The organism is Methylophilus rhizosphaerae (assembly GCF_900100975.1).
Lineage (GTDB): Bacteria > Pseudomonadota > Gammaproteobacteria > Burkholderiales > Methylophilaceae > Methylophilus > Methylophilus rhizosphaerae.
In genome coordinates this window covers 131,205-153,195 of the sequence record NZ_FNFX01000004.1, presented here as the reverse complement: position 1 = coordinate 153,195, position 21,991 = coordinate 131,205, and the positions used below count along the sequence as shown (strand labels likewise).

The window sequence follows — 21,991 nt, the reverse complement described above, 5'->3', positions numbered from 1 at the left end:
GCATCTCGAGATAAGTTGACAATGAAATTGATAGCCTATGTAAGGCATGAAATTTAATTTTGTGTGTTTCTTTGGTAGTAATTGATGCAAAAATATCTAGATTCACAGGGTTGGGCTCGATTTTATTGTGAAGTGGTATGGAATAGAATTCAAAAGCAAGAGTGGGAGTTTTTTGAATTAAATGATCTTGTATCTTTCACTTATCACATGGAGATCAAGATATGTTGAGTTCAAAAACGAAAGATACAGCAGCAGAGAGAACACTAAATGACCCGCGCTGGCAGCAAGTGCTAGCGAGAGATGCACAGGCAGATGGTCAGTTCTATTACTCAGTTAAAACCACAGGTGTTTATTGCCGACCATCGTGCGGTGCTCGCCCGGCACGTCCTGAAAATGTAGCCTTTCACCTGACCACTGAAGCCGCAGAAGCTGCCGGGTTTCGTGCCTGCAAACGTTGCAAACCTAATCAGGCCTCATTGCTGGAGGCGAACGCTGCGATGGTGGCTAAAGCTTGCCGATTGATTGAAGAGTCTGAGACTATCCCAACGCTTGCCGAGCTGGCAGAACATGCAAAATTAAGTACATTTCATTTTCACCGGATTTTCAAAGTGATCACCGGCTTAACGCCAAAAGGGTATGCATCGGCACATCGCAACCAGACCTTGCGCCAAAAGCTGGATGGCAAAATGAAGGTGACGGATGCGATTTATGAGGCGGGTTATGGCTCTAATAGCCGCTTTTATGCGTCCTCCACCAAAACGCTGGGCATGAAGCCGTTGGAGTATGTGAAAGGCGGCGCGAATACCGAGATTCATTTTGCGCTGGCGGAATGTTCACTGGGCAGCATTCTGGTGGCAAGCAGCGATAAAGGCGTGTGCGCGATTGCGATAGGCAGCGACCCGGAAGTGTTGTTGCGTGAGTTGCAAGACCGCTTCCCGCGCTCTCACCTGATTGGCGGTGATGCAGTGTTTGAAGCCTTGGTAGCGAAAGTCGTAGGCTTTATTGAAGCGCCCAAGCTTGGCTTGGATTTGCCGCTTGATGTGCAAGGCACGGCTTTTCAGCAACGAGTGTGGCAAGCACTGCGAGAAATCCCGGCTGGTGAGACAGTTACTTATACCGATATCGCCAATAAAATCGGCATGCCAAAAGCGGTGCGTGCGGTGGCGAGTGCGTGTGCTGCCAACACCATCGCCGTGGCGATTCCCTGCCATCGGGTGATCCGGCAGGATGGCTCACTCTCTGGCTACCGCTGGGGCATAGAACGCAAGAAAGCCTTGCTGGAAAAAGAGGCAGTGACTTGATGATGGTTTGCTGCCATTTTAGAACTGACTCTGATGGCCTTCAGTTTAATTCACGATAACGGTGTCTACAATGGTGTGGGAAGTCACTAGTCCCGTCTCTGTGCCGAAATGACGCTCGGCACCTGTTGAATCAGCGTCAGCAGGTGGCTGAGTTTCTCAAGGTTTGTCACCTCAATCGAAAACTGCATCAGCGCCAGATTGTGCCTGCTGATGGTGTTCGCCTTGATAGCATTAATCTTTTCCCGTGCAAATAGATCACTAATATCCCGGAGCAAGCCTTGGCGATCATGGGCCTCCACTTCAATATCAACATTTGCGCTGAAATTCTCATGGCTTCCCCACTGCGCACCCAGTACACGGTCGCGCCGCTCCTCTGGTAAACGTCCGATGAAGCCACATGTGCTGCGATGGATAGTCACTCCATGACCGCGCGTCAGGTAGCCAACAATAGCATCCGGCGGTAATGGCTTGCAGCATTTGGCAATACCCGTCTGCAAGTTGCCAACACCCTCAATCACGATATCCGCCTGGGATTGCATCGCTGTGTTTCGTCTGGGAGGGCGTGTTATTGCTGCGGCTTCTGTCTTGGGCGCAGCATCTTCCTGGATGGCAAGCGAGATTTGATGTTCAGTGACATCCCCACGCCCAATGGCGGCCAGAAAGTCTTCAAGTTTCTGGAAGTGCAGTTTCTGTGCGATCTTTTCATGATTGATGGCACCGATGCCGGCCCGATGTAGCTCACGATCCAGCTTCACCCGACCCTGGGCAACATGTTCATCAAAATGCTGGAGTTTAAACCATTGCCTCACCTTGGCGCGGGCGCTCGGGTTTTGCAGATAACCAAGTGAAGCATTTAACCAGTCACGGCTAGGCGAACCATGTTTTGAAGTCAGGATTTCTACGCGCTGGCCATTCTGTAGTTTGGTATTGAGCGGAACGATGCTGCCATTAATTTTGGCGCCACGCGTACGGTGCCCTAGATCGGTGTGTAGCGTATAAGCAAAATCGATCGGGGTAGACCCTTTTGGCAAGTCGATGACTTTACCAAGCGGCGTAAGCACATATACGCGATCCCGAAACAGTTCACTCTTGAATTGTTCCATAAGGTCGCCACTCTCGGAGACATCATCCTTCCATGCCAGGATCTGGCGTAGCCAGGCAATCTTTTCGTCAAATTTGGCGTCGGATTTTCCTCCCTCCTTGTAGCGCCAATGTGCCGCGACGCCCAATTCAGAATGCTGATGCATTTCGAAAGTGCGGATCTGAACCTCAAGTGCCAAGCCACGCGGCCCACTGACAGCGGTATGTAGCGAACGGTAATTGTTGCTCTTGGGGCGTGCGATATAGTCGTCAAATTCACCGGGGATAGGCTGCCATAGGTTGTGGATGAGCCCGAGTACTGCATAGCAGTCCTTGATATCGTCAACCAGCACTCGCACAGCACGCACATCATAGAGCTGGGTAAAATCCAGATGCTTGCTTTTCATCTTCTTGATGATGCTGTAAATGTGCTTGGGACGCCCAGCGACCTCGCCTTTGATGTCCGCTTTAATCAACTCTTTCTGGAGTTCTGCCACGACGTCAATAATATATTGTTCCCTGTCGACGCGGCGCTCATCCAGCTTTTTTGCGATTTCCTTGTAGACCTGAGGTTCCAGATAGCGCAGAGAGAGGTCTTCCAGCTCCCACTTGATTTGCCACACGCCAAGGCGGTTGGCTAGTGGCGCAAAGATGTTCTGGCTTTCCTGTGCAATCTGTTTCTGCAGACTCGGGCTAGCCCCAGACAAATGGCGCAGGGTTTGCGTACGTTCAGCCAGTTTTATCAACACCACACGAATGTCCTGTGCCATGGCCAGTAGCATTTTGCGCAAACTTTCTATTTGTTGCGTGTGGGATTCGTTTTTTCGGTCCGTGCCATGAACGCTATCGGTCTCGCTGAGTTCCTGGATTTGTTCCATGCGTGAAATGCCTTCCACCAGGCTCGCAATATTGGCGCCCAACCGGGTTTCCAGCGTTGCCCGCCAATCGTCGAGATATTCAGGCACTGCATACAATAGTGTGGCAGCGATTGTTTCGACATCCATGTTCATGTCAATCAGGATAGTCGCCGCACCTAGTGCGTGTAACAGCAGTGGTGCGCCAGTCAGTGCTGAGTGCCCAGAATAGAGCGGCACTGCCAACTCATAGGCGCGGCTGATTAGCTCAACTTCGGAAGGCGAGAATCGCTTCGATGCAGCTTCAAGCCATGTAGAAACATCGCCCTCATTTGAGGCGAGTAAAGCAGATTTGGGACTATGAATAGAAACCATGGGGCATTATTGCATCAATCCTGTTCAACAACCTTGCAGTTGTTTACTTTTACACTGTGCAGCTAATTGGGTTGCAGAGGCTTTTTGCTCATCTGTCATTTGTGCTGAAAGATAACTCAGCATTTTGGTGTGTCGAGTCAAAAAGTGCTTGTCTTCGTTTTGTGTCGCCAGCATCAACCACATTGCCGCTTTGACGGTATCTTGTTCAACTCCTGCGCCTTGTTGGTAAAGCTCGGCCATATAGCCTTGGGCTTCGCTATTGTTGTTGCTGGCGGCCAGGCTTAACCATTGCACTGCGGCGGGCATATCTTGTTCAATCACTTCGCCCCTCAAATACAACATGCCCAAATTAAGCTGCGATTTCACATGCCCTTGTTTGGCCGCCTGCTCATAAAAGGCCACCGCTTGCGGGTAGCTGATGCTTTGAATCTGGCGCTGAAACACCAGTGAGCCTAGCATGTACTGCGCCTCTCTGTAACCTAGGTCTGCCGACTTGGTGTACCACTTGACCGCTTCGTCCATGTTTTGAGTCACGCCATCTCCATCATGGTACATCAGGCCCAGGTTGTAGCAGGCTTTGGCATCGTTTTGATTGGCGAGTGATAAATAAATCGCATGAGCGCCCGCATAGTCTTTTTGCGATAGCTTTTGTTTGGCTTCTTCCAGGGTATGTGCCTGCGTCAGACTGGCAGTTAACAGCACGAACAGCACCATTCCAGGTAACAACCTCGCCAAAATATTTTTGCCTGTTTGTGTCATGGGTGTTCCTTGCGCGTTGGGTGAATGGGTAGGTTCAAGACTAACTGGAATCAAAGAAAATTGGCTGATTATTTTCAGTAGATTACTCTGACCCCGATTATTTATCTCTTGGTTTCAGACTGCCGTACCGTTTTTTTGCTCCCACTGGTCTGTATTAAAGTTGATATTGGTCTGGGTAAGGCTGCAGCTCCTACATTACATACCTACAAGTAAATCAGTCCTTTCTCACTTATAGGTCTCCGCTTTTAGTTTTACAGTTGAATCTCATTAACGCCCACTCATTTTCCCTGGCAGAGCAAGTTTGGAGATTCAACATGAGCCAAAATCCCGAGATAGAAAGCGCAAATAATTCCCTGAAAAGTAGTTTGGATCCGTCCACTACGAATGTAGTTGAAACACCCGAGCCACAGCCGGAAGAATACTCAGATGATTTTGAAGCGGATCCGGCCAGCCCTGATACGATTGATCCTGAACTGATCAATGCACCCGGTTTGAACCCTGAAGATGACGATGGAGAAGGGCAAGTGGCTCCCGAATCTGAGCCGGAGCCTGAGATTCCTGATTCTGATGCTGAACCCGAGCCAGACGAAGTGATTCGCGAAGAAATAGAATCCGGTGTACGCGACCGGAATAGCATCAGCAATCCTGATGCGGGCATATAAGCCAGCTACCTTCCCGGATTTTAAGGGGCTTGCCCTATCAGTCGGGTCAGGCCAGTTGGTAGGGGCACTAACAATATTGGCCCAGTCTTTAATCTGATGTTATTCAACCAGGCACACATAAGCCGGAAAAACTTATTGATGATGAACTGGATCAAGAAAATTGGCTTTTGGATCGCTCACATAAAAAGTAACTACATTCATGTCCTCTGATTGACTTAAGTTATAGCCTGTCATCCCGACATTGGGAGGTTCGACAATGACTTCACCGGCACGCACGGTTAACGGTTTTTGGCCATCCAGTTCCAATGTAAACGCGCCTTTTAATACATACAACGTCACTGGAAACGGGTGCGTGTGGTAGTTGGTTTTTGCGCCTGGTTTGAGGGTGGCCGTGATAACCCTTATTTCCTGATGCTCGCCAGTTGGCATGCCTGAAACCACTTTGGATAATTTTGTAAGCTCTTGCGCAGTCGCTTCGAAAGACAGGCACAGGCTTAATATCAATGATGCAATTCTGACCAGTTTATTCATATCTTTCCTTTTAAAATGTCGCATAGCTTAAACAAAACGCAAACCTATCACCCCGGAAAAAATCAGGAAAATGCACAGCAATCTCAAGGGCGTAGCCGAGTCACCCATGAGTGCAATACCGAGGATCGCTGTGCCAGCGGCACCTATGCCAGTCCAAACGGCATAGGCCGTTCCAACTGGCAGGGTACGAAGGGAAAATGACAACAGAACGAGGCTGGAAAAACCTGTCACTACTGTCAAAACAGCAGGAACAGGCTTGGTGAACCCGTCGGACCATTTCATGCATAAAGCAAATGCGACTTCCAGCACACCTGCAAGACTGAGTAATGCCCAGGTCATTTTTAAAGCCTCCAGGAAATAACCATTAAGCAGAAGCCAGCCGGGCGGCAGCCGGGGTGACTTTAAAGGTAATGCCTAAACGATTAAATGCATTCATCAGGCCAATTGCATAGGTGAGATCGCTAAGGTCTTTCTCACCAAACTCCTGAAGGGCGGCCTGATATTGTTCATCAGATACTCCAGCCTCATGGATGAGGGTCACTGTTTCTGCCCACGCCAAAGCAATTTTTTCACGCTCAGTAAATACGGCGCCTGCGTCATGCCACACTGGAACCAGTACCAGTTTGTCTATCGACAGGCCGGAGCCAAGCAGCTCTCTGGAGTGCATGTCTATGCAATAGGCGCAGCCATTGATCTGGGAGATTCGTAAGTAGATCAGGTCGATAAAACTCTTTGGTAGGCTGCTTTTAAGTAAAGCGGCATAGACGCCTCCAAACGCCTTGTAACCATCTGGAGAAGCTTTGGCATAATCGAGACGAGAAGTCATTACAGATCCTTAATCATTGTTGAATTGAGAATGCCATATTGGACTTTCTTGGGTCACATAAGAAGGCCCATATTTTGACTTATGGAGTGATCCAAGTTTTTGCAGCGCTATGATATTTTCCAGGCTAGGAATACCTGGGGCTCAATAAAGCTTTAACAGATCAAGAATGGTCTTTCCGTACTCAGCTGCCTGATTCTGCGAGTGGATATTAGTGAAATTGATCAGGATGGTGGAAAGTTGGCCGCCATCCACTGTCCAGTCAGATAAAGCTTCTGCGAATAAGCCTTTTTCTCGCATAAGTTTTACAAGTTCGGTACCGGGCTCCTGATGGTTTAATCTAAGAATCAGGTGCATGCCGCCAGGCTGCGAGTCAATGCTCATCCATTCGCTCAGTGATTTGTTCAGCCCGTCGATAGTTAAAGCTCTTCTGTCTGCATAGAGCTTTCGCATGCGCTGGATATGGCGGGCAAAATGACCTTCTTTCATAAAGGCGGCCACTATCTCCTGAGTTAATTGCGGGCAGCCGCCTGCGAAGGTTTGCATCACTTTTTCGAAGTTTTCCACTTCGGGTTCTGGAATCACTACATAGGCGAGCCTTAAACCCGGAAACAGTACTTTGCTGAAAGTGCCAGAGTAAATCACCCGTTCAGAATGATCCAGGTTTTTCAAAGCCGGCAAAGGGCGGCTGATATATCTATATTCACTATCGTAATCGTCTTCGATGATCCATGTTTTATTCCGGGACGCCCAGTCAATCAAATTCAACCGGCGGGCTAAAGACAGGCTCACACCCAGGGGGCTTTGATGACCAGGAGTCACCACGATTGCCCGGGCATGCGGTACAGCGGAAATGCCGACCTCAACATTGATCCCTTCCTGATCTACTGCTACAGGGACCACATTCATGCCGAGCTTGTTCAAGAGCTCCTTGGTCGGTGGATATCCGGGATCTTCGATAAGCACTTGATCCTGCGGCTTCAGGAATGCATGCGCGATGAGCTCAACCGAGTTTCGATACCCTGTAGTTAAAAATACCTGGGAAGGCGAACAGTGGATTCCGCGCGAGACTTGAAGGTAGGCAGATATCTCGTTCCTCAATGCCGGTAAACCATATATTGACGGGTGAGCCATGTCAGATAGCTGCATGGACCGTGCACATTTGGCAGTCAGGCGCGCCCATATCTTTCTGGGAAAGGCATCCAGTGCCGGCAGCCCCATTTGAAAGGGCAGGATTGAATCCGGCCTGAAACTGTTTGGGTGGTCTTTATTTGCGCGATTGGTTTTGCCGGGCGGGCTCTTTTTGATATTCAGGTTTGACGCGACCACAGTCCCGCCTTGCCCTAACGATTGTGTGTACCCTTCAGCGGCCAGGAGGGAGTAGGCTGATTTAACGGTCCCTCTGGCTAATCCCAGCTCCTTGGTCAAGGCTCGCTCTGAAGGAATCCGGTCTCCTGGTTTTAGTGTTCCATTGGTAATCGCATGACGGATCCGCTCATAAATTTGTCGATAATAAGGAGCCGAAGATGCACTATTTAAAGTGAATAGCGCTTTATCTTTTGCTGACATGGCCTATTTCCATTTGTCAAAATTGAAGATGCTGATATCCCATCATCACTCACTACGGGCAACTGTGCAATCCCTGTGAGCCAGATGCCGAATTCCATAACATGGGTCAGTGCAAGAGTCCTGTTATGGTTCTGTTGGGAGTACCTGATTGAGTATAAGATTTTTGCATTTATTTTCCGGAAATCATTTTGGATCATGACAGAACGTGTGATTAGATCGGTGGCAGTTTTTTGCGGATCCAACTTTGGAGCCTCAGGTGAATATGAGCTTGCAGCAAAAATGTTGAGTTCAACGTTGGCAAAAGAGAAAATCACCATCGTTTATGGAGGCACCACTAAAGGATTAATGGGTGTGGTAGCCAATGCAGCTTTAGAGCATGGTGGGATAGTGCATGGCATCGTCACGGAATATTTACACCAGATTGGTCAGTCGCACCCCTCTTTAACCCAACATGAAATCACTGCAGATCTGAGAGCGCGGAAAGAGAGGATGATCCGATTGGCAGATGCTTTTATTATATTGCCGGGAGGCATAGGAACCATCGAGGAGCTGATGGAAGTTTGGAGCATGAATCAGCTAGAGGAAATCGATAAGCCTGTGGGCTTGCTGAACGTCAATGGTTTCTTTTCCAGCTTTCTAGACTTCATTGATCACATGATTGATTCAGGTTTTCTTCCCTCTGCTCACAAACAGTCTATTTCAGTGGCTACATCGCCATCCGGATTGCTCATCAAACTGCGGGAATTCAAGAAAATTGAAGTTCCCAAATGGATTGAAGCCAGGTAGCACTGGCTCAACGCGAGTGGTTGTAGCTGGTCTGGTGCCTCTCCGGATTGATTTCTTCATGTGTCACTCTATCCAACAACATGAGGTCGACTGGTTTGCCAGTTTGAGTGTCCATCAAAAGAATTTTCCTGGCATCATCCGCATAGTATTTATTACCCCACTGCATGATAGTGAGTAATACTGGTCTGAAGTCCAATCCCTTTTGAGTGATGACATATTCGTATCTGGGAGGCTTTTCACAATACTGGCGTTTTTCCAATAAACCGGCATCCACCATTCCATTCAATCGTCTGGTGAGGGTGCTGGCTGCAATTCCTAAGTTATCCTGGAAATCATCAAATTTGGAAATGCCATGCATGGCATCCCGCAATATCAGAATATTCCACCATTCGCCTACATACTCAAGACTTCTGGCGATGGGACAAATCATATTTCCCAAGCTCTTATTTTTCATGAGAATTCCAATAACAAATAAATTTTAAATCGAATCATTCAGTATCAATCTGCTTTGCTTAATTGAGTCAAACTTATCAGCCCCACCAGCATCATGATACCGGCCAACCAAAGGGAATTCCTGTATCCACCAGAAATTGCCATCATACCGGCTATCGTAGGTGCGATGATCTGGGAAACACCATAACTCACGGTGAGCTTTGCCATCGCTGCCGATGAGTTGCCCGGAAAACGACGACCTACTATTGAAAGCATCATACTTACAATGCCTGAAACAGTGACTCCAAATATTAATGCCGCAAAGATATTTGGGACCAGTGCGTCAGTTATGGCAGGAATCAAGATCGAGATTACCTGTAATCCGTAGCTGAATATGAGTGCTTTTGTGTCACCAATAGTTCGTGAGATTTTATCCCAAACAAAAGTTGCAGGAATCCCGGCCAGACCTATAAGTATCCAGATAATTGATCCTTTGCCGGTTAAGCCTGGAATTGATTCAAGAATGGCTACGATGAATGTGGCACTGATGACATACCCAAAGCCAGCACAAAAGTAGGCAAAAATAACGCTCGCCATCCATTTCCGGGAAGGCGAAATAGACTCCTGCTTAGTTAGCATCGACTCAGATGGACTGGGCATCCAGCACCAGGCTGGAATAAAGAATAACACACCGATGAAGGTGAATATTTCCCATTGCTCGTCCCATGTAAAGTGACCTTTCATCAAGAAGGTAGCAATCCCCGTCAATACAATGCCAAGCCCCAATCCCGAGAAATGCAGGCCCAGCTCAGGCGTGAATCCATTTTTACGTAGCCAATCAAATACCAGTCCTGCCGCCAAAAGCATTCCTGCAACACTGGAAATACCGGCAATGACCCTCAGGATTCCCCAAACAAACAGGTTCTGTGTCCAGGCCATTGCCAATGTGGACAGCAATGCAGTCACCAATAGAACTCTATAAGTATTAAATTTGAACCCACTACTTTTCATTCGGGTAACGAAAATGGCTCCCAGTAAATAGCCAACATAGTTCAATGTTGCTAATAACCCGCCAGCGAAGCTGCTAAGCCCGGCTTCTTTGATCATTAAAGGTAAAAGGGGGGTGTAGGAAAATCTCGCGACCCCAACTGTCAAAATAACTGCAGCAATTCCTGAAAAGATGACTTGAGTTTTTGAGAGGCTGCTAGTGAGAGCTTGTGTATTCATGGTTTTGCATTCCTGATGGAGCCACCGGGCTCATGCCGGTGGCAAATGCATCATTAATTACATATTTGCGAAAAAATTTTCCAGCGCTTTAGGGTTGGATCCCCAGAGTTGCGCTAGTTGTGAGGAGGTTGGATCAGGGTAAATATCTTCTTTGCCTTCGATAATCCCATTCACAATATTCTCCGCCGTATCAATGACGGAAGCTTTATCAAGTGGCAAGTCTTTAGCAAGATCCGTGTCGATAGGGCCGGGGTAAACACCGATGACTTCGATATTTTTAGTTTTCAATATCGCGCGTTGCGCTTGTGTTGCTGAGAAGAGGGCCGCTTTAGAAGCGGAGTAACCTGTAATGGCTAGAGGCGGGGCATAGCTTACAATGCTATTCAAATTAACGATCGCTCCCCCGCCTCTCTTTTCGATCAAGGGGGTGAAAGCCTGGCTAACCCTGAGCGTGCCATAATAATTTACATCCATATCTTCGGTTAATTGTTCTATGGATGATGTAATCACATTGCTATATGTCATCACGCCAGCGTTATTAACCAGTATGTCTAGTTGAACGACTAGATTTACAGCTGCGGCAACATCCTCCTTGCTTGTTATATCCAGCTTCAGCGGCACAACTCTCGAATCATTAAAGTTTGGCAGTGATGAGATATTACGAGCGGTTGCGTAAACTTTTTCTACATCGTGCTTCAGAAATGAGCGAACCAACTCGGCTCCAATGCCACGATTGGCGCCAGTAACTAAAATAACTTTTGATTTCAAATCCATGGTTACAACCTTTCGTAATTAATAAATAAGCGGAGTTACTCTAAGCACATTCAAAATTTATACTTAATACTTGAGGCTGCATAAGTAACTTGCATTATGATAGTTACATATTAACTCTCATAATGCAAGTTACTATTTGTAACGATAGGTTCCTTATTCAGATATGACTTCCTGGAAAATGGAATCCCAGCGTATCAATACAAGGTGGCACTACCGGAATCGATAGGGTCAGGCTCTCTATTCACGAGAGATACCTAGTTATGTTCATCCAGGTCTCTTCTTGGTTAATTAAGTCAAACCCGTTGCGCGGCATCATGCGCCGAAGCTTGTACCGCTTGTTGGTAAGTAGCGCTGGCGGGCAGGTGGTCGGCAAGCTGGTGTAACGAGAGGTAGCCGGGGTCCAGGCGGGCATCTTTTTCACGGAATAGGTGGTGCTCTTTGGCGTAGGTTTCTGCCAATGCCCTGAGGTAGTTCGGCAAGTGGTTTGTTCGGGTCGCCATAAGCCACTTCATGATATTTCACCTCACCCGTCAACAACGAGGCGGGACCATTCATGGAGCAGAAATTCTGACGCTGCTTTCAGTCATTAACTGATAATGAGGAAACAGGTTTCGCTATATCCTTGCCTGGGTAGTCGTATAGAACTTCATTCAATCGTTCATAGATGCCACTCAACAGGAGCTTGCCATGTCTACCCAATCGGAAGCAATCATCAATCCGGAAATCATTAATAATCCGGATCATATTGGATCAACACTTACCAATCCCGAGATTATTAATAACCCGGATACAATAGATACGGACATCATCAATCCCGCCAAAGAAGAGAATGAGCGGGTGAAACAAAATTGAAGAGGGAGGGTATGCTCCCTCTGAAAAATGAGGCTTGAGCGGGCAGAAGGCGGAAAGTAAGCCTTATGCCCCACCGGTAAGCATTAAAATGATCACAATCAGTAATACCAGGCCAAGCCCGCCACTTGGATAATATCCCCATCTGGCACTGTGAGGCCAGGTGGGCAACGCGCCGATTAGGGCTAAAATCAAGATGACGATTAGAATCGTATGCAGCATGACACTCTCCTAAAAAACCAACCAGCCACTGTGAGAAATTGCACCACAGGGTGCAATAAAGTCGAGGCTTCATCATGCTGATTTCCTCCTATGTGCTCCATCCCGTTGCAGCTGAATTTAACGTAGGAATCATCGGACAGAACGTAAAAAGGCTCCAATAGTTACGCTCGAGCCCGCTGTAGGTCTCCTGACAGGTACTGGCTGATTGCGGGCTAGAAAAACCCATTCATCTACTGCGGAATGGAATGGCAAAGTCCGGAACATTCACACCGCCCCTTGCCGGATTCATCCGACAGTAGAATCAGAGGTTTGCGCCTAGGGAGGTTGCAAGACCCATCCTACACTGGCACTGCATTCATATTTGCTTACAGGATAGGGAGCGCAGCCGGTCAATAATGAATAGATTTCTAAAAAAACTGGGGCCAGGTTTAATTACGGGGGCTGCGGATGATGATCCTAGCGGCATAGCGACTTATTCACAGGCCGGTGCGCAATTTGGCATGCATATGCTCTGGTCTATCCTGTTGACCTACCCGCTGATGCTCGCTATTCAGATGATCAGTGCCATTATTGGACGGGCAAGTGGCAGGGGGCTGGCTGGCAATATGCGGGAGCATTACCCTCGCGCCCTCTTATACTGCATGATTTACCTGTTGCTGGTCGCCAACGTGATTAACATTGGCGCAGACCTGGCCGCGATGGGGGATGCCCTTAAACTGATATTCGGCGGCAATGGCCTGATATATGCGGTTTTTTTCGGCCTGCTATCGTTAGCGCTGCAGATATTGATTCCCTACCAGCAATATGTACGGGTGCTCAAGTGGCTGACGCTAGTGCTGCTGGCCTATGTGGCTACCCTGTTTTTGGTGAAAATCCCCTTCCAGGCGATGGTGCATCAAATTCTTGTCCCTGATATTCATTGGGACAACGCTTATATTACGACGCTGGTCGCTATTTTTGGTACGACCATCAGCCCTTATCTTTTCTTCTGGCAAGCCTCGCAGGAAGTAGAAGAAATACGGCAGCACCCTTCCGCCCGGCCATTAACAAAAGCGCCTCAACAGATTTCCAGCAATATGGAAAGAATCAGGCTGGATACCGCCATCGGTATGGGATTTTCCAATTTTGTCGCGTTCTGCATCATGTTGACGGCAGCGGTGACCCTGCATACGCATGGCCTCACCAATATAGAAACTTCTGCAGATGCGGCGAAAGCACTGAAACCTATCGCCGGGGAGTTTGCCTTCCTGCTCTTCAGCCTGGGTATTATCGGGACCGGCCTGCTCGCGATTCCAGTCCTGGCTGGATCTGCTGCTTACGCCATGTCAGGCGCATTTGATTGGGACTGCAGCCTGGAACTCGCGCCCGGTAAAGCCAAACGCTTCTATGCCATTGTCGGCATTTCGACCCTCGTCGGTGCCGGCCTGTGTTTTACGCCTATCAACCCCATTAAAGCGCTTTACTGGAGTGCAGTGATCAATGGCGTATTAGCGGTTCCCATCATGATATTAATGATGTTCATGGTGAATAATCGAAAAGTCGTTGGCAACCTCAAAATAGGTAGGGTACTCAATCTCACCGGCTGGACATGTACGTGCGCCATGAGTGCCGCTGTGGTAATGATGGCATATACGCTGATTTAATGGCTTGAGGGAAACCGCCATGTTTGGAACGGCATGTAGCAACAGGCTATGTCACGCATCCTGAAACAGGCGTGAGGTGCAACACAAAAGCCGGGAAGCTGATTTCGCCGGCTTTTGTCCTGCTTTAGTCATCTTGGTTAACTCTTATATCTATTCTTTTGGCTTCTTCCAAATGCTTTTTCAATACCGGCAAGGTATCAGCCGCAAACTTTTTAATATCGGCATCTGTGGCATCCTCGGCGGCATCTTCGAATAGTTTCACGGCTTGCTCGTGTGCGGATACCCCAATATGGGTGGCGTAGCTTTTATCAAATTTGACACCTTCCCTCATTTCCAGATATTTCAATTTGGCCTGTTGTACCAGGCTGGGCTCCGTGGGCAACTCCACACCGCGCCTGGTTGCCAGATCCTTTAGCTTCAAGGCGGCCTGCGCATGATCATCCGTCATCATCCTGGCGAAACGCAAGATATCGGCATCTTTGGATTTGGCGAGTGCCAACTTGCTGCCCTCAATCTCGAAATTGCCTGCCTCCGCTGCGTTTTTCAGGAAACGCTTGTCCGACATGGAAATATCCCTGGCATGCGCGGGAATATTCATACAGATAAGCCCCAATATAGCTGTCCCTACAAGCAAACGGTTTAAGCGTCTCATTTCTGGTCTCCTCTGCCTTGGCAAATACCCAATGTAGGGGAGAGGGCGCGCGATCCAGTATCGGGCGTTATCTGATTATGCTGTCGGATGAAAAATTTTTCTCCTTCAGGCGAATGCATTTCCTGCATGGATTGTACGCCATGCGGGCGCACCTATCGCCAGAGGCATAGCGGCGTTTGGCTGCATATCCAAACAGGGGGCGAGCGATGCTCTTCAAAATCCGCTAGATTTCCCTTCCTCCATTGCAATACCCAAAAAATAATAATAAACTGCAAATGAACAGACCTGTCTACCTAGAGGGAAGACCTATGACGGGTAGTTTCAGATCAGGTTTAATAAAGCTGCGATTAATTAAAGCAAAGGTTAAAAGGGGAAATAAAAATGAATGAAGATAAACACGCCGGTAATGTCATTTTACTGAGAACAGCCTGTATTACATTACTGTTGGGTTTGGTGCTTGCATGGTGCCTGGTGATGACCAGGGGCCTGAAAATTCCTTACATGCTCAATATATTTGCCAGCACTGAAAACCTTCTCTCCGGGCATTTGGATTACCTGATGATGACCATGTTGTTGTTGGGCTTCTATGCATCAAAAATCAGGCTGCCCAAGTTTGTCATCTGGCCAATGGCACTGGGTTCAATCGGTAATCCGACGGCTTTTTTAGTGTTGGCGATTTCACCTAAAATTCACTCGCTGCCTTATATGTTATTTCTGTACACCACATTGTCATTAACCACTTTTGGTTTTGGGATGGCGGCCATAAAACTACTCAGATATTCCCTCAAGTAAGCGGAATTTATCTCCACGATAAAGCAATGGCATTTCAGGGGGCAGCGATGAGTATTGATCTTAAAAACTCCAATACGCAATATGGCTTGATCGCCAGGATACTGCATTGGACCAGTGTGGCCATGCTGCTGACGCTGATCGTGATCGCCAGCCAGTTTTCAGATAAAGATCCCGGGCCTGACAAGCTGGCATTGGTCATCCGGCATTCTTCCATGGGCATGATTTTTCTGATATTGATGCTTGCCAGGCTGACATGGCGGAACCTGAATCCTAACCCTGTTCGCTCTTACAGTATCAAAACATGGCAGAAGCTGATGGCGATTTCCCTGCACCGCTCAATATACGTCATCCTTATTACGCAATGTATTTTGGGTGTATTGATATTGCTGAGCAGTGGCGAACCGTTGCATTTTTTCGATCTGCTTGAATTTCCGCCGTTATTTGAGAAAGCTGGCTCCTTCCATAAAGCTGTCGAGGGATTTCACTATCTGATTTCCGTGATGATCTATCCCTTATTTGCTGTCCATATTACGGCGGCCATCTACCATCAGATATTCGGCCTGGTGGATGACCATTAATGAAAGCCGCGTATAGCGGCTTTTTTAATTCCCGGTCTGAAAATTCCTACCGCAAATACAGTGGGCATCCGATAACCCTGTTTTTGGTTCCCGGTTAACCTGTAGTCGTTGATATCAAGACTGGAAGTGAGACAGGTTTCCGTACTTGATGATCAACATGGCGGTGGTGCCTGCATGGGCCACCGTCTTTACAGTCCTTTATTGAAACTCCCACAACATAATCAGCGTTTGGCTGATAAAGGTTGAGGCAGCTGTAAATTATCATTTCTGCCTGGTTAAAAAAGGAGATAGAGATGGCTAGCGATCCAGGCCATATTCCCGCTGCTGACCTGGATATTGGCGTGGATCCCGATGACGAGACCGTACTTGATCCGGATGTAGAGCCTGATGATGAAACGGTAGAAAATCCCACCGGCGGTCCCGTAAACTATATTCCGCCTGAAGAGCTTTAGCGGATATCACTTAAAAACTGGAGATGATTATGTCACTGGATTCAGCCGTGCCTGCAGAAGGCATCGAAGAAAAATCTACTGTAGTAAAGAGTGTGGACAAAGAGACCACCCAGCAAAAAGCGGTTAAAGGCAACTTGGGGGAGTTGGCCAAAAATCCTGAAATTGACCGGAATAATCAACCGGATGTGGAGCCAGGCAAAATGCTTGAGGATGAGAAGTTCACCCAAAAATAAATGAGTGTTAACTTATTAATGACCTTCGGCGGGTCAATCTCTTCACGTAAAAGTGCTTCAAAGATTTTTAATCTTTAGGAACCAGGAATATTTAATTTCTGCCCGCTTTGCAAGAGCGAGGCGAATTCTGTGGCTGCGATAGGCTTACTGAAATAATACCCTTGAATCTCATCGCAATCATGCATTTGCAGGTATTTGCAGTGCTGTTCGGTTTCTACCCCTTCCGCAATCACTTTGAATTTCAAGCTGTGCGCTAATGCAATGACTGCCAGCACAATGGTGGCATTTTCTGTCTCGGTGAGCATGTTGCGCACAAATGATTGATCGATTTTTAAGGTATCTACATGAAAGCTCCTGAGGTAGCTCAAGCTGGAGTAGCCTGTGCCAAAATCATCGATAGAGAGTTTTACACCGATTTCTTTAAGCTGAAGCGTGGTTTGCGTGACGCGCTCGATATCCTGGGCGATCAGGCTTTCAGTGAGTTCCAGTTCCAGGTATTCTGGCGGCAATCCTGTTGCTTGCAGTGTGCGCGCCACCCACGCCACTAAGTCCTGTTGCAGAAATTGGCGCACCGAAATATTCACCGCGATGCATATGGGCGGCAAGCCTGCGTCTATCCAGGCCCGGCCTTGCAGGCAGGCGGTGCGTAACACCCAATCGCCAATAGCGATAATCAGGCCGGAATCTTCTGCGATTGGAATGAATTGCATGGGGGAGACCATGCCGAATTCCGGATGTTTCCAGCGAATCAGCGCTTCGCAACCCGTAATTTCACCACTGGTTAAATTCACCTTGGGCTGGTAGACCAGGTACAGTTGCTCTTCAGCGATCGCGCTACGCAGCCTGATTTCGAGATCGACTCTATGTTGGGTTTGTTGCCCCATATCGGGACTGAAAAGCTGGAAAGCGTTATTGCCGAGTTCTTTGGCTTTGTACATGGCGATCTCGGCATTATCAATCAGGCTATTTTCCGTTTTACCGTCCATCGGGTAAACACTGATCCCGATGTTGATGGATAAATGAATATCCTGGCCTTGTACCTGGATGGGCGAGTTGAATTTTTCGATGATGCTGGCCGCAACGCCGGCCGCTTCTGAAGGGTGGTGGATGTCGTATATCAATAGCAGAAACTCATCGCCACCAAGACGTGCAACGACATCAGTCGCCTGGACCAGGCTGACCAGTTGCTGGCCCGCAGCCTGGAGTACCGCATTGCCGAATAAATGACCATAGCCGCCATTCACAATTTTAAAGCGGTCCAAATCGATATACAGCAGTGCGAAATGGTTTTCACCCTGATGCGGCAGGGAAATTAATTGCTGGATGTTTTCTTCAATCTGGTTACGGTTTGCCAGGCCAGTGAGTGCGTCGTTCAAAGCCAGGAAGCGAATGCGCTGTTCGGCCTGCTTGCGTTCGGTAAGGTCTGTGCCTACGCCGACGAATCCCAGGTTGCCCGCATGTTCAAAACGCACGCCGGTAAAGTAGTAGGGGATGCGGCTGCCATCTTTCAGCAGATAATCCACTTCCACCGAAGACACCCCTTTTTCCATCACTTCGGCAATACGGCTCTTCACCAGGGATTGATCTTCTTCTGCGAAAAACATCATAGGGTCAGCACCAGCGAGTTCGCTTTGAGAGTAACCACTGGTTTGCTCAAAGTTGTTGTTCCATCGCACCAGGTGCAAGCTTTCATCATAGTGATAAAACACACCGGGCAAACTGCTGAGCACGGCATCCGCATAATCCAGATCCCGTCTCAGCTTCTGTTCCAGATGCCTGCTTTCGGTGACGTCATTAAGAATGAAGGTATAAATTTCCTGCCCATCCTGCTGAAAATGCATGACTCTCAGTTCTGCATCAAATAGGCCTTTCACCCCCATAAACCGATACACACCGGTACGCGCTGCGCTGATCACCTCAGGCCAGTCCATCAATGCATCAGGCGTTTTCACGATATCGCCTATCCATTTGCCGAAAACCTCCTCTCGCTTGATGCCAAATAATTTTTCGGCTGCCTTGTTCCATTCAATGACATTCAAATGCTGGTCAAGACTGAAAAGGATGGTGGAGGTAAAGTCGAAAATAGCGCTCTTCAGCTTGGCGGAGGCGAGCTGTTGCTCTTGCGCCAATACCTGCTGGTGCATGGCATCGGCCATGTTTTCCAGGGCCAGTTTTAATTTTTGCGTCTCGCGGAAACCTTTACATGCCACCGATGTTGAAGAGGTTGTTTCTTGCGAGGTTTGCCCGTTATTGATTAATTGGAGCTCTAATTCTTCCAGCGGCCTGCCAAAACGATAGGCTAGCCTCAGGGAAGCCAGCACCAGTGCGATGGCGATTGCAGCGCCCATGCCCAGCACTTGCAGCAGTTGCCGTTGCAATGAGGATTCAATCACGGGCGTGATTTTGGAGGAAACCACAATCCAGGAGTGGCCGCCTTTTAATTGAAGGTGGCGGGCGGCCACCCATTGCTTTTCTCCATGCAAGGACATTTTGGTGACATATGCATTCCCGGCAAAGGTGGTGAGGGCGGAAAATTCTGGCGGGAGCGCATGCGGCGCACGCTCAATATCAGGGCCACCTATCATGCGTGGTGTAGCGCCCATTTCGATGACATATAAGCGTGTTTTGTTTTCTGCAGAAATCGACTTCAAGTAGCGATTTAAGGCGGGCAGGTCAAAGTCCGCATCAAGTACACCGATCACTTGGCCAGCCTCGTCTCTCAACGCCCTGACGTAACTCAGGCCCCATAACGGCTTTTCATTGCCTGCATGTTCTACCCATTGGTAGGCGGGAATCCATGCGCCTTCAGCGGTAGCGCTGAGTGCGGCTTTGTAGAATGGCCGGGTACGCGGATCGTAACCATGAGTGGGTAATGACTGCTGGGGACTAAACCCTTTTCGCTCCAGCTTGAAGGTTTGCACGAGCGGAGCGCTATTGGCAGGAGGAAACGCCCAGAGAAAAATATCGCCTTTGGCTGTGCGCTCAATGTTGACGTACTCTCCGCTGGCAGATAGCACCAGGCCCAGGTAACTTAGCTCCGGGCGTTGTTCAAACGCCGCTAATGAGTTCTCAAGGATGGGCTGCAAGGTCGCGGCATTCACCGATAACGATTGTGCCACCCGCTCGGCTGAGCTTGCTGTCATTTCTGCAGCAAGCAGTAAGGTATTCAATCTGGCGGTGGCTTGCGTGAGGGCGTTTGTGACCTCTTGCCGGGCGGCCTTATTCGTCGTCGTTACACCATGCCAGGTGAGGATGACCAATAATACAAATCCAAGGATGACGACCAGGCCGACGACATTCGCGATGAGGGACCTAGTAAAGGAAGGGGAAAGGTCCGTGTCTGCAACAGGCCTGGCGTGCGTCACGCTGCGATAATGTTTCAATAACATATCCCGATAACTGTGCTTGCCAGAATCAGCATTCATCACGCATGCCCCTTTTTATACCTCCAGCCTGTCCTCAAATGACAGGTTGAAGGTATTTATTGTGTTATTCGTTAAACAGCTGGAATGAAATCTGCGAATGGAGTGTTGCTGTGACATTATGCGCTTATCTTTTGGTAAGAGCGTCAGATCCGGGATAAAAAACAGGGTAAGCCGGGATCTGCATGTAATACAAAAGCGCCTGGTTGTAGAGCGATCGGGCTTTTTATTTATTTTTTATGCAACCGCGCATTAAGCTGGTCTATCACTTCTGCCCAATCAGCATCTTTCAGAATCTCTTCCCGTAAAAATGCGGCTTGCGCTGGTGTCCAGTACGGCGCGTCAGCCAGTGAAATAGTGCCCGCCAGGTGACTATGGGTTTTAATGAAGTTTTCGATTTCTTCATCACTGGCTGGTAAGCCGAGTTGGGCGAATAAATTGTTCAGTGTGTGTGTTGAAGCTTCCATGATACTGACTCCTCATGTCGTTATTGCAAAGCAGCGCTGCGATTTATTCATCGCCTTCACCTACCCGGTCGAGTCTTGGTCGCAGGCGCTACAGACAAATGCATGTTACCACTCAGTCTGCGATGCCGGGCATGTGGTTTTCAATGATGTATTGTGAGCAGGTTGGTGATTGAGCGCGCTGGCTAGCGTGGCAAAAGCCGCCAATGGCGGCTTTTGCGCTATAACCCCCCCATCTCCGGCTAGCTAGAAGGCATAGCTGACCATCACCCGGTTATCGATGGTGTAGTCACCCCATTGCGGATTACCGTGATTGACACCCAACCGGTTTCTTAACGTCAGCCCGTTCAGTTTGTCGCTGAAATGATAGGCCACATCCACCAGGTAGGTTTGTATATTGGCCGCATAGGGTTCGGTATGGAAGCTGGTAAACGCAGGGATAATATCCAGTTTCTGGTTGCACAGGCTCAGCTTCATTCCCAGCTGCCAGGCTTCACCGGCCGCGCGGGCAGTGACCAGGCCATAGTTCAGCCCTGAGGTGTACAAGGGGTCGGTCACATAGCCCTGGGTATAGGGCGAGACCAGGTTGCCGTTGGTGACGCCGGCCTCGTTGTTGTGAGGGACTTTGTTGTAGGCAATAAAGACACTGCCCAGCTTGTCCGGTAATAAGAGTCCGATTTTTGCACCGTAAGCCTGGCTATCAACAGCGCCAGCCAAGGCTGCGCCGCTATCGGTTTCCTTCATGTACTGGACTTCTGCAAACGGCTGCACGGAACGGAGGGCCGGAAAGGTATAACCCGCTTGCAGGTAACCCAGGTTGGCATAGTCATAAAACCGGTATAACCAGGCTTTGGCGCTGACGCTGGCATTTTTGTAACTCACGCCCAGGGCAATGGCGCCATCGGTATCTTCGGTGACGGCAGGTTTGCTGTTGGGCGTGGCCAATACCGTATCCCTGTCAAAACCGGAGGTGGTCCTGTGCTTGAATGCCAGGATGCGGTCAGCTTCGATTTTCAGGCCTTCATAAGGCGTGATGGCCGCGGTGTAGCCCTGGTAGAGATTGGGAATCAGGGTGGCATCGCCGGCGTTGATCCAGGGCGTGTCCATGGTCTGGCGGCCTGCTTTCAGCAGCAGCAAGTCGTTTTTATATTGCAGGTAGGCTTCGCCTACGGTGCTGAGCGTGTGCCCCTCTCCCATCAAGATGGTGGTGAGGTGGCTGTTATTGTCATCGTGATTGCTCAGGTTAAGGTCATTGGCAAAGTAGTAGCCCAGGCCGGCACTGAAACCGTGGAAATCACCGGTTTCGGCCTTGAGTTTGCCGCCCAGCGCAAAGGCATGTGTATCGCTTGTGGCATTATTTTCAAATGCCCGGGTAAACTGGTAGGCGCGCAATGTGCCTGACAGTTTTGCGTCGGTGAACAAGCCTGACAGTTCGTCGCCAGCGTAGGCGAGCCTGGCCATCGTCAACAAAACCAGTCCGGTACTGTAAATCGTGTTTTTGGGTAACATAA

Annotated in this window: 24 protein-coding genes; 9 read left to right on the top strand and 15 right to left on the bottom strand. The window is 48.8% G+C overall.

Going from position 1 to position 21,991, the window contains the following annotated elements:
* The first annotated feature begins 221 nt into the window (after positions 1-221).
* Positions 222-1,301 (top strand): bifunctional DNA-binding transcriptional regulator/O6-methylguanine-DNA methyltransferase Ada, encoded by a 1,080-nt coding sequence (gene ada, locus BLP53_RS10275; protein WP_091472084.1) that lies wholly within the window; start codon positions 222-224, stop codon positions 1,299-1,301.
* Between the two features lie 86 nt (positions 1,302-1,387).
* On the opposite strand, the gene BLP53_RS10270 is transcribed toward ada, so the two are convergent.
* Both BLP53_RS10270 and BLP53_RS10265 read right to left on the bottom strand, forming a co-directional pair.
* Positions 1,388-3,610, bottom strand: a complete 2,223-nt coding sequence (locus tag BLP53_RS10270) for a RelA/SpoT family protein (protein ID WP_091472083.1) — start codon at positions 3,608-3,610, stop codon at positions 1,388-1,390.
* A gap of 24 nt (positions 3,611-3,634) precedes the next feature.
* On the bottom strand, positions 3,635-4,369 hold the full coding sequence (locus tag BLP53_RS10265; RefSeq protein WP_091472082.1) for a tetratricopeptide repeat protein: 735 nt from the start codon (positions 4,367-4,369) through the stop codon (positions 3,635-3,637).
* A gap of 314 nt (positions 4,370-4,683) precedes the next feature.
* Here BLP53_RS10265 and BLP53_RS10260 point away from each other — a divergent pair, with 314 nt between their 5' ends.
* A complete protein-coding gene (locus BLP53_RS10260) occupies positions 4,684-5,031 on the top strand; it encodes a hypothetical protein (protein ID WP_091472081.1) in 348 nt (115 codons plus the stop codon).
* 132 nt (positions 5,032-5,163) lie between these two features.
* Here the strand turns inward: BLP53_RS10260 and BLP53_RS10255 are convergent, their stop codons facing one another.
* The 4 genes from BLP53_RS10255 to pdxR all read right to left on the bottom strand — a co-directional run bounded on the left by BLP53_RS10255 (position 5,164) and on the right by pdxR (position 7,954).
* Positions 5,164-5,562: a cupin domain-containing protein gene (locus BLP53_RS10255; RefSeq protein ID WP_176755267.1), complete on the bottom strand. Its 399-nt coding sequence runs from the start codon at positions 5,560-5,562 to the stop codon at positions 5,164-5,166.
* Positions 5,563-5,589: 27 nt separating this feature from the next.
* The gene (locus BLP53_RS10250) at positions 5,590-5,901 is read right to left on the bottom strand and encodes a DMT family transporter (protein WP_091472079.1); all 312 of its coding nucleotides are present in this window, start codon (positions 5,899-5,901) and stop codon (positions 5,590-5,592) included.
* Between the two features lie 25 nt (positions 5,902-5,926).
* Positions 5,927-6,388: a carboxymuconolactone decarboxylase family protein gene (locus BLP53_RS10245; protein WP_091472078.1), complete on the bottom strand. Its 462-nt coding sequence runs from the start codon at positions 6,386-6,388 to the stop codon at positions 5,927-5,929.
* Between the two features lie 141 nt (positions 6,389-6,529).
* Complete coding sequence (gene pdxR, locus BLP53_RS10240; RefSeq protein WP_091472077.1) at positions 6,530-7,954, bottom strand: MocR-like pyridoxine biosynthesis transcription factor PdxR; 1,425 nt, start codon at positions 7,952-7,954, stop codon at positions 6,530-6,532.
* Between the two features lie 195 nt (positions 7,955-8,149).
* Between pdxR and BLP53_RS10235 the strand changes: the two genes are divergently transcribed.
* Positions 8,150-8,740, top strand: coding sequence for an LOG family protein (locus BLP53_RS10235; RefSeq protein ID WP_091472359.1), 591 nt, complete (start codon positions 8,150-8,152; stop codon positions 8,738-8,740).
* A 7-nt stretch (positions 8,741-8,747) separates the two neighbouring features.
* On the opposite strand, the gene BLP53_RS10230 is transcribed toward BLP53_RS10235, so the two are convergent.
* From BLP53_RS10230 to BLP53_RS10215, 4 genes are all read right to left on the bottom strand, one after another.
* A complete protein-coding gene (locus BLP53_RS10230; protein ID WP_091472076.1) occupies positions 8,748-9,194 on the bottom strand; it encodes a winged helix-turn-helix transcriptional regulator in 447 nt (148 codons plus the stop codon).
* A gap of 44 nt (positions 9,195-9,238) precedes the next feature.
* Positions 9,239-10,399, bottom strand: a complete 1,161-nt coding sequence (locus tag BLP53_RS10225; RefSeq protein WP_091472075.1) for a YbfB/YjiJ family MFS transporter — start codon at positions 10,397-10,399, stop codon at positions 9,239-9,241.
* A gap of 57 nt (positions 10,400-10,456) precedes the next feature.
* Complete coding sequence (locus tag BLP53_RS10220) at positions 10,457-11,173, bottom strand: SDR family oxidoreductase (RefSeq protein ID WP_091472074.1); 717 nt, start codon at positions 11,171-11,173, stop codon at positions 10,457-10,459.
* Positions 11,174-11,466: 293 nt separating this feature from the next.
* Complete coding sequence (locus tag BLP53_RS10215) at positions 11,467-11,673, bottom strand: hypothetical protein (protein WP_245652795.1); 207 nt, start codon at positions 11,671-11,673, stop codon at positions 11,467-11,469.
* Positions 11,674-11,860: 187 nt separating this feature from the next.
* On the opposite strand from BLP53_RS10215, the gene BLP53_RS13675 reads away from it, so the two are divergent.
* Positions 11,861-12,025, top strand: a complete 165-nt coding sequence (locus BLP53_RS13675) for a hypothetical protein (protein ID WP_176755266.1) — start codon at positions 11,861-11,863, stop codon at positions 12,023-12,025.
* A gap of 63 nt (positions 12,026-12,088) precedes the next feature.
* On the opposite strand, the gene BLP53_RS10210 is transcribed toward BLP53_RS13675, so the two are convergent.
* A complete protein-coding gene (locus BLP53_RS10210; RefSeq protein WP_091472073.1) occupies positions 12,089-12,244 on the bottom strand; it encodes a DUF3309 domain-containing protein in 156 nt (51 codons plus the stop codon).
* A gap of 395 nt (positions 12,245-12,639) precedes the next feature.
* Between BLP53_RS10210 and BLP53_RS10205 the strand changes: the two genes are divergently transcribed.
* Positions 12,640-13,887: an NRAMP family divalent metal transporter gene (locus BLP53_RS10205; RefSeq protein ID WP_091472072.1), complete on the top strand. Its 1,248-nt coding sequence runs from the start codon at positions 12,640-12,642 to the stop codon at positions 13,885-13,887.
* 124 nt (positions 13,888-14,011) lie between these two features.
* Here the strand turns inward: BLP53_RS10205 and BLP53_RS10200 are convergent, their stop codons facing one another.
* On the bottom strand, positions 14,012-14,485 hold the full coding sequence (locus BLP53_RS10200) for a DUF4142 domain-containing protein (protein WP_245652793.1): 474 nt from the start codon (positions 14,483-14,485) through the stop codon (positions 14,012-14,014).
* Positions 14,486-14,920: 435 nt separating this feature from the next.
* Between BLP53_RS10200 and BLP53_RS10195 the strand changes: the two genes are divergently transcribed.
* From BLP53_RS10195 to BLP53_RS10185, 4 genes are all read left to right on the top strand, one after another.
* Complete coding sequence (locus tag BLP53_RS10195) at positions 14,921-15,331, top strand: hypothetical protein (RefSeq protein ID WP_091472070.1); 411 nt, start codon at positions 14,921-14,923, stop codon at positions 15,329-15,331.
* A 47-nt stretch (positions 15,332-15,378) separates the two neighbouring features.
* Positions 15,379-15,909: a cytochrome b gene (locus BLP53_RS10190; RefSeq protein WP_091472069.1), complete on the top strand. Its 531-nt coding sequence runs from the start codon at positions 15,379-15,381 to the stop codon at positions 15,907-15,909.
* A 293-nt stretch (positions 15,910-16,202) separates the two neighbouring features.
* Positions 16,203-16,361, top strand: coding sequence for a hypothetical protein (locus BLP53_RS13670; RefSeq protein WP_176755265.1), 159 nt, complete (start codon positions 16,203-16,205; stop codon positions 16,359-16,361).
* A gap of 29 nt (positions 16,362-16,390) precedes the next feature.
* On the top strand, positions 16,391-16,594 hold the full coding sequence (locus tag BLP53_RS10185; protein ID WP_091472068.1) for a hypothetical protein: 204 nt from the start codon (positions 16,391-16,393) through the stop codon (positions 16,592-16,594).
* A 74-nt stretch (positions 16,595-16,668) separates the two neighbouring features.
* On the opposite strand, the gene BLP53_RS10180 is transcribed toward BLP53_RS10185, so the two are convergent.
* The 3 genes from BLP53_RS10180 to BLP53_RS10170 all read right to left on the bottom strand — a co-directional run bounded on the left by BLP53_RS10180 (position 16,669) and on the right by BLP53_RS10170 (position 21,989).
* Positions 16,669-20,019 (bottom strand): bifunctional diguanylate cyclase/phosphodiesterase, encoded by a 3,351-nt coding sequence (locus BLP53_RS10180; protein ID WP_218119038.1) that lies wholly within the window; start codon positions 20,017-20,019, stop codon positions 16,669-16,671.
* 227 nt (positions 20,020-20,246) lie between these two features.
* Positions 20,247-20,483 carry a DUF2789 domain-containing protein gene (locus tag BLP53_RS10175; RefSeq protein WP_091472067.1) on the bottom strand — a complete coding sequence of 79 codons (237 nt, stop codon included), beginning with the start codon at positions 20,481-20,483 and terminating at the stop codon, positions 20,247-20,249.
* A gap of 243 nt (positions 20,484-20,726) precedes the next feature.
* Positions 20,727-21,989, bottom strand: a complete 1,263-nt coding sequence (locus BLP53_RS10170; RefSeq protein ID WP_091472066.1) for an OprD family outer membrane porin — start codon at positions 21,987-21,989, stop codon at positions 20,727-20,729.
* Positions 21,990-21,991: the final 2 nt, after the last annotated feature.

Excerpts from the sequence above, each read along its gene's own strand:
- ada (WP_091472084.1), top strand. The coding sequence starts at position 222 with ATGTTGAGTTCAAAAACGAAAGATACAGCAGCAGAGAGAACACTAAAT.
- BLP53_RS10270 (WP_091472083.1), bottom strand. The coding sequence starts at position 3,610 with ATGGTTTCTATTCATAGTCCCAAATCTGCTTTACTCGCCTCAAATGAG.
- BLP53_RS10265 (WP_091472082.1), bottom strand. The coding sequence starts at position 4,369 with ATGACACAAACAGGCAAAAATATTTTGGCGAGGTTGTTACCTGGAATG.
- BLP53_RS10260 (WP_091472081.1), top strand. The coding sequence starts at position 4,684 with ATGAGCCAAAATCCCGAGATAGAAAGCGCAAATAATTCCCTGAAAAGT.
- BLP53_RS10255 (WP_176755267.1), bottom strand. The coding sequence starts at position 5,562 with ATGAATAAACTGGTCAGAATTGCATCATTGATATTAAGCCTGTGCCTG.
- BLP53_RS10250 (WP_091472079.1), bottom strand. The coding sequence starts at position 5,901 with ATGACCTGGGCATTACTCAGTCTTGCAGGTGTGCTGGAAGTCGCATTT.
- BLP53_RS10245 (WP_091472078.1), bottom strand. The coding sequence starts at position 6,388 with ATGACTTCTCGTCTCGATTATGCCAAAGCTTCTCCAGATGGTTACAAG.
- pdxR (WP_091472077.1), bottom strand. The coding sequence starts at position 7,954 with ATGTCAGCAAAAGATAAAGCGCTATTCACTTTAAATAGTGCATCTTCG.
- BLP53_RS10235 (WP_091472359.1), top strand. The coding sequence starts at position 8,150 with ATGACAGAACGTGTGATTAGATCGGTGGCAGTTTTTTGCGGATCCAAC.
- BLP53_RS10230 (WP_091472076.1), bottom strand. The coding sequence starts at position 9,194 with ATGAAAAATAAGAGCTTGGGAAATATGATTTGTCCCATCGCCAGAAGT.
- BLP53_RS10225 (WP_091472075.1), bottom strand. The coding sequence starts at position 10,399 with ATGAATACACAAGCTCTCACTAGCAGCCTCTCAAAAACTCAAGTCATC.
- BLP53_RS10220 (WP_091472074.1), bottom strand. The coding sequence starts at position 11,173 with ATGGATTTGAAATCAAAAGTTATTTTAGTTACTGGCGCCAATCGTGGC.
- BLP53_RS10215 (WP_245652795.1), bottom strand. The coding sequence starts at position 11,673 with ATGGCGACCCGAACAAACCACTTGCCGAACTACCTCAGGGCATTGGCA.
- BLP53_RS13675 (WP_176755266.1), top strand. The coding sequence starts at position 11,861 with ATGTCTACCCAATCGGAAGCAATCATCAATCCGGAAATCATTAATAAT.
- BLP53_RS10210 (WP_091472073.1), bottom strand. The coding sequence starts at position 12,244 with ATGCTGCATACGATTCTAATCGTCATCTTGATTTTAGCCCTAATCGGC.
- BLP53_RS10205 (WP_091472072.1), top strand. The coding sequence starts at position 12,640 with ATGAATAGATTTCTAAAAAAACTGGGGCCAGGTTTAATTACGGGGGCT.
- BLP53_RS10200 (WP_245652793.1), bottom strand. The coding sequence starts at position 14,485 with ATGAATATTCCCGCGCATGCCAGGGATATTTCCATGTCGGACAAGCGT.
- BLP53_RS10195 (WP_091472070.1), top strand. The coding sequence starts at position 14,921 with ATGAATGAAGATAAACACGCCGGTAATGTCATTTTACTGAGAACAGCC.
- BLP53_RS10190 (WP_091472069.1), top strand. The coding sequence starts at position 15,379 with ATGAGTATTGATCTTAAAAACTCCAATACGCAATATGGCTTGATCGCC.
- BLP53_RS13670 (WP_176755265.1), top strand. The coding sequence starts at position 16,203 with ATGGCTAGCGATCCAGGCCATATTCCCGCTGCTGACCTGGATATTGGC.
- BLP53_RS10185 (WP_091472068.1), top strand. The coding sequence starts at position 16,391 with ATGTCACTGGATTCAGCCGTGCCTGCAGAAGGCATCGAAGAAAAATCT.
- BLP53_RS10180 (WP_218119038.1), bottom strand. The coding sequence starts at position 20,019 with ATGAATGCTGATTCTGGCAAGCACAGTTATCGGGATATGTTATTGAAA.
- BLP53_RS10175 (WP_091472067.1), bottom strand. The coding sequence starts at position 20,483 with ATGGAAGCTTCAACACACACACTGAACAATTTATTCGCCCAACTCGGC.
- BLP53_RS10170 (WP_091472066.1), bottom strand. The coding sequence starts at position 21,989 with ATGTTACCCAAAAACACGATTTACAGTACCGGACTGGTTTTGTTGACG.